This window comes from Microbacterium sp. B24, from assembly GCF_000333415.1.
Taxonomy (GTDB): domain Bacteria; phylum Actinomycetota; class Actinomycetes; order Actinomycetales; family Microbacteriaceae; genus Microbacterium.
Genome location: NZ_BADB01000471.1, coordinates 1 through 3,270 on the forward strand (window position 1 = coordinate 1; position 3,270 = coordinate 3,270).

Below are 3,270 nucleotides of genomic sequence, written 5' to 3' on the forward strand. Positions count from 1 at the left end.
ATCACGGCCATCACGCCGACCGCATCGCCGTGTCGTACTGGGATGCGCTGGGCAACGAGACCGTCCGCTACTTCGCCGCGGGTATCGCGGAGGAGGAGATCCCCGACGTCATCGATTCGCCGCACTCGGGTCTGCCGGCGGGACGCGACAAGGACAATCCCCCCGCGCTCGCGAAGACGGAACCCTACAAGACACACCTGGCTTACGTGAAGGAGCGCCGCACCGACGAAGAGGCCGACGCCCTCCTCGACGATGCACTGCAGCAGCTGCGCGAACGCCGCGGCCAAGCCTGAGTTTCACCGGCCTCACGGCCGACGAAGAAGCCCTCGTGCGACGAACGATCGTTTCGTACGAGGGCTTCTGGCGTGATAGCGGCGTCGATCAGAAGTCTTGGTCGATGAGCTCCGCCGGCACGTTCGCCGCGGCGGCCTCGTCGACGAAGAACATCGTCTTCTTGCGGCCCTTTGCGCCTGCGGCCGGCACCGTCTCATAGCTGGCGCCGGCCAGGGCCAGGCCGAGGGCGGCGGCCTTGTCGGTACCAGAGACGACGAGCCAGACGCAGCGCGCCGAGTTGATCACCGGGCGGGTCATCGTGACGCGCACGGGGGGCGGCTTCGGGGCGTCACGAACGGCGACCACCGTACGGTCCGTCAGCTGGATCTCGACCCGATCGGGGAAGAGCGACGCGACGTGTCCATCGGAGCCGACGCCGAGGAAGCAGACGTAGAACTCCGGCCACGCCTGCTCCGGCGTGCCGAAGCGCGACAGATCGTCGGCGTACGCGGCCGCGGCGGCATCCGGATCGGCGGCGACGTCACTGGCCGCGATCGCGTGGATGTTGCTCGCCGGCAGCGGGACCCGGTCCAAGAGCGCGGCGCGGGCGGCGCTGTCGTGGCGATCGACGTCGTCCGGCGTCGTGAACACCTCGTCGCCCCACCAGATGTGCACGAGCGACCAGTCGATGTCGGCACGCCGAGGGCTGTCGCCGGCGGCGCGTAGCACCGCAGTGCCGATCTGGCCGCCCGCCAGAGCGATGTGGGTCGTCTTGCCTGCGGCCGATCGACGGGCGAGACGGGACAGCAGGCGTTCGGCGACCGCCGCCGCCAGCGTCGGCGCGTCAGGGCTGATCACGACGCGCTTCTCGGTCCACATCTGCGCCATCGGAACTCCTAGGACTCGCTCGTGGTCGCCGGGCCGAGAAGCTCCCAGCCCTCCGTGATCACTCGACCATACAGGAGGTCCGGATCGAGCCTGGGCAGTTTCTCCGCGAGGCATTCGCGCAGTGTCCGGCGGGGGAGGACGATGTCGTGCGACGGCTGTCCGGGCTGCGTGAGCGTGCCGTCGATGTCGTTCGTCCGCTCGAGCACGATGTCGCCGCTCGCACGCGTCAGCCGCACCTTCTGGATGCCGTGCTCCCATTCCTCCGGGGGCGAGTAGCGCCAGGTGACCGGCACGTCGAGCTTGAGTCGCAGCCATGCGGCGAGCAGACCGGTCGAGGGCGAGCTGCCGGCTCCGACCACCTCGACGCCCGTCACCGGCTCGTAGGGCGGCTGGTCGAGCACCGCCGCCAACTGCTCCCGCCAGTGCGTCAGGCGTGTCCACGCGAGGTCGGTGTCGCCGGGCTCGTACGACGGCCCGAGACGCGAGAGGCGATCCTTGGCGTAGGGCTTCGTCGACGCGTCGGTGATGCGGCGCTGCGCCATGCGGCCGATGTCGGATGCCGCGGGCTCGGTGGGAGGGAAGTCGGGCCACCACGCGATGACGGGGGCGTCCGGCAGCAGGAGCCCGGTCACGAGGCCCTCCTGATTGGTTGCGACGTCGCCCTGCGCGCGCAGCACCACGACCTCGCTGGCGCCGGCGTCGCCTCCGACGCGGATCTGCGCGTCGAGCTTGGCATCGCCTTCGGGATTCGCGATGAGCACGATGACGCGCATCGGGTGCTCACGAGAGGCGTCGTTGGCAGCCTCGATCGCTTCCTCGTGCAGGCCGTGGGTCGTGACGATCACCAGGGTCAGCACACGACCGAGGGCGACGGCGCCGCCCTCTTCGCGCACGCTCACGAGCGAACGCGCGATCTTCGACACCGTGGTGTCGGGCAGGTCGACGATCATGGACGCCTCCAGACGCGGCCGTCGCGGGCCAGAAGTTCATCGGCCGAGGGAGGACCCCACGAGCCGGGGGAGTATTGTTCGAGCGGTCCGCCCTGGGCGCTCCAGTACTCCTCTACGGGGTCGAGGATCTTCCACGAGAGCTCGACCTCCTCGTGACGGGGAAACAGCGGCGGGTCGCCCAGCAGCACGTCGAGGATGAGGCGTTCGTAAGCTTCGGGGCTCGACTCGGTGAACGCGTGGCCGTAGCCGAAGTCCATCGTGACGTCGCGCACCTCGTTGCCCGCACCGGGCACCTTCGAGCCGAATCGGATCGTCACACCTTCGTCGGGCTGCACGCGGATCACGAGCGCGTTCTGTCCGAGCTCGAGCGTCTGGTTGCGCTGGAACAGCAGCTGCGGTGCGCGCTTGAACACGACGGCGATCTCCGTCACCCGTCGTCCCAAGCGTTTGCCGGTGCGCAGGTAGAAGGGCACGCCCGCCCAGCGTCGCGTCGCGATCTCGAGCTTCACGGCCGCGTACGTCTCGGTCGTCGACTCCGGGTTCATGCCGTCTTCTTCGAGGAAGCCCGTGACCTTCTCGCCGCCCTGCCAGCCGCCGCCGTACTGGCCGCGCGCCGTGGCCGTGGACAGGTCATCGGGCAGGCGAACCGCCGCCAGGACCTTCTCCTTCTCGGCCCGCAGGTCCTTCGCGTCCATCGAGATGGGCTCCTCCATCGCGGTCAGTGCGAGCAGCTGGAGAAGGTGGTTCTGGATCACGTCGCGTGCCGCGCCGATTCCGTCGTAGTAGCCCGCGCGTCCGCCGACACCGATGTCCTCGGCCATCGTGATCTGCACGTGATCGACGTAATTGGCGTTCCACAGCGGCTCGTACAGCTCGTTCGCGAAGCGCAGTGCGAGGATGTTCTGCACCGTCTCCTTGCCGAGGTAGTGGTCGATGCGGAAGATCGAGTCGGCCGGGAAGGCGACCTCGAGTGTGGCGTTGAGTTCGCGAGCCGTCTGCAGGTCGCTGCCGAACGGCTTCTCGATGACCACCCGACGCCACGCATCCGGGTTGTTCGACTTGTCGTCGACCAGTCCAGACGCCTTCAGCTGCTTGGCCACGATCGGGAAATCGCGCGGCGGGATCGACAGGTAGAACGCGTGGTTTCCATCGTTCCCCG

The 3,270-nt window shown here is 68.6% G+C and carries 4 protein-coding genes; 1 reads left to right on the top strand and 3 read right to left on the bottom strand.

Annotated elements, in window-relative coordinates:
* Nucleotides 1–293: RNA polymerase-binding protein RbpA (locus I5I_RS13830; protein ID WP_036321004.1), on the top strand; the 293-nt coding region annotated here is incomplete at its 5' end.
* Between the two features lie 88 nt (nucleotides 294–381).
* Here I5I_RS13830 and pgl read toward each other — a convergent pair.
* From pgl to zwf, 3 genes are all read right to left on the bottom strand, one after another.
* Nucleotides 382–1,161 carry a 6-phosphogluconolactonase gene (gene pgl, locus I5I_RS13835; protein WP_083868032.1) on the bottom strand — a complete coding sequence of 260 codons (780 nt, stop codon included), beginning with the start codon at nucleotides 1,159–1,161 and terminating at the stop codon, nucleotides 382–384.
* A gap of 8 nt (nucleotides 1,162–1,169) precedes the next feature.
* Nucleotides 1,170–2,111 carry a glucose-6-phosphate dehydrogenase assembly protein OpcA gene (locus I5I_RS13840; RefSeq protein WP_036321007.1) on the bottom strand — a complete coding sequence of 314 codons (942 nt, stop codon included), beginning with the start codon at nucleotides 2,109–2,111 and terminating at the stop codon, nucleotides 1,170–1,172.
* Nucleotides 2,108–3,270, bottom strand: a 1,163-nt coding sequence (zwf, locus tag I5I_RS13845) for a glucose-6-phosphate dehydrogenase (protein ID WP_036321010.1), incomplete at its 5' end; no start/stop codon positions are given. The genes I5I_RS13840 and zwf, both read right to left, overlap by 4 nt.

Coding starts and splice junctions, on each gene's coding strand:
- I5I_RS13840 (WP_036321007.1), bottom strand. CDS start 2,111: ATGATCGTCGACCTGCCCGACACCACGGTGTCGAAGATCGCGCGTTCG.
- pgl (WP_083868032.1), bottom strand. CDS start 1,161: ATGGCGCAGATGTGGACCGAGAAGCGCGTCGTGATCAGCCCTGACGCG.